General features: G+C 63.7%; 1 protein-coding gene and 1 pseudogene. Both read left to right on the top strand.

Going from position 1 to position 1158, the window contains the following annotated elements; genetic code table 11:
- Positions 1-272 (top strand): annotated as a pseudogene (locus RAC97_RS24575) (glyoxylate carboligase); the annotation flags it as partial.
- A gap of 54 nt (positions 273-326) precedes the next feature.
- Positions 327-1109 carry a hydroxypyruvate isomerase gene (gene hyi, locus RAC97_RS24570; RefSeq protein ID WP_375102214.1) on the top strand — a complete coding sequence of 261 codons (783 nt, stop codon included), beginning with the start codon at positions 327-329 and terminating at the stop codon, positions 1107-1109.
- Positions 1110-1158 lie beyond the last annotated feature (49 nt).

Below are 1158 nucleotides of genomic sequence, written 5' to 3'. Positions count from 1 at the left end.
GCGAAGCGGGCAACTATGGCGTCGATCACGTGGCCGTGGTCGAGGGCCTGGGTTGCAAGGCGCTGCGCGTGTTCCAGCCTGCCGACATCGCTCCGGCACTGCTCAAGGCGCAGAAGATGGCCGAGGAGTTCCGCGTGCCGGTAGTGGTCGAGATCATTCTGGAGCGGGTCACCAACATCTCCATGGGCACCGAGATCAACGCCGTCAACGAGTTCGAAGACCTGGCCCTGGTCGGCAACGACGCCCCTACCGCCATCTCGCTGCTGGACTGACCGCCTGACGCCCCCGTGCCTTGCGCGGGGGTATTCACTGCAAGGAGACTGCTCATGCCTCGCTTCGCTGCCAACCTGTCCATGCTATTCACCGAACAGGACTTCCTGGCCCGCTTCAAGGCCGCTGCCGATGCCGGTTTCAGCGGTGTCGAATACCTCTTCCCGTATGACTTCGAAGCTGCCGAAATCAAGCGCCAGCTCGACGCTCATGGCCTGACCCAGGTGCTGTTCAACCTCCCCGCTGGCGACTGGGCCAAGGGCGAGCGCGGCATCACCTGCCACCCCGACCGCGTCGAGGAATTCCGCACCGGCGTCGACAAGGCCATCGCATACGCCAAGGTGCTCGGCAACACCCAGGTCAACGCCCTGGCCGGCATCCGCCCACAAGGCCCAGACTGCGCCACGGTGCGCAAGACCTTCGTGGAAAACCTGCGCTACGCCGCCGACAAGCTCGAGGCCGCCGGTATTCGCCTGGTCATGGAAATGATCAACACCCGCGACATCCCAGGCTTCTACCTCAACACCACCCAGCAGGCCCTGGACATCCAGGCCGAGGTGGGTAGCGACAACCTGTTCCTGCAGTACGACATCTACCACATGCAGAACATGGAAGGTGACCTGGCCCGCACCGTGGAAGCCAACCTGGCCAAGATCAACCACATCCAGCTGGCCGACAACCCCGGCCGTAACGAGCCGGGCACCGGCGAGATCAACTACCGCTTCCTGTTCGCCCACCTGGACCGCATCGGCTACCAGGGCTGGGTGGGCGCCGAGTACAAGCCGCTGACCACCACCGAAGCGGGCCTGGGCTGGCTCAAGACCCACAACGCGATCTAGAAGACTGGAATGCAAAACCTGTGGGAGCGGGTTTACCCGCGAATGCTGC

It is taken from the genome of Pseudomonas sp. LS_2, assembly GCF_042709235.1.
Taxonomy (GTDB): Bacteria; Pseudomonadota; Gammaproteobacteria; order Pseudomonadales; family Pseudomonadaceae; genus Aquipseudomonas.
This window is presented reverse-complemented; position numbering and strand designations above follow the sequence as displayed.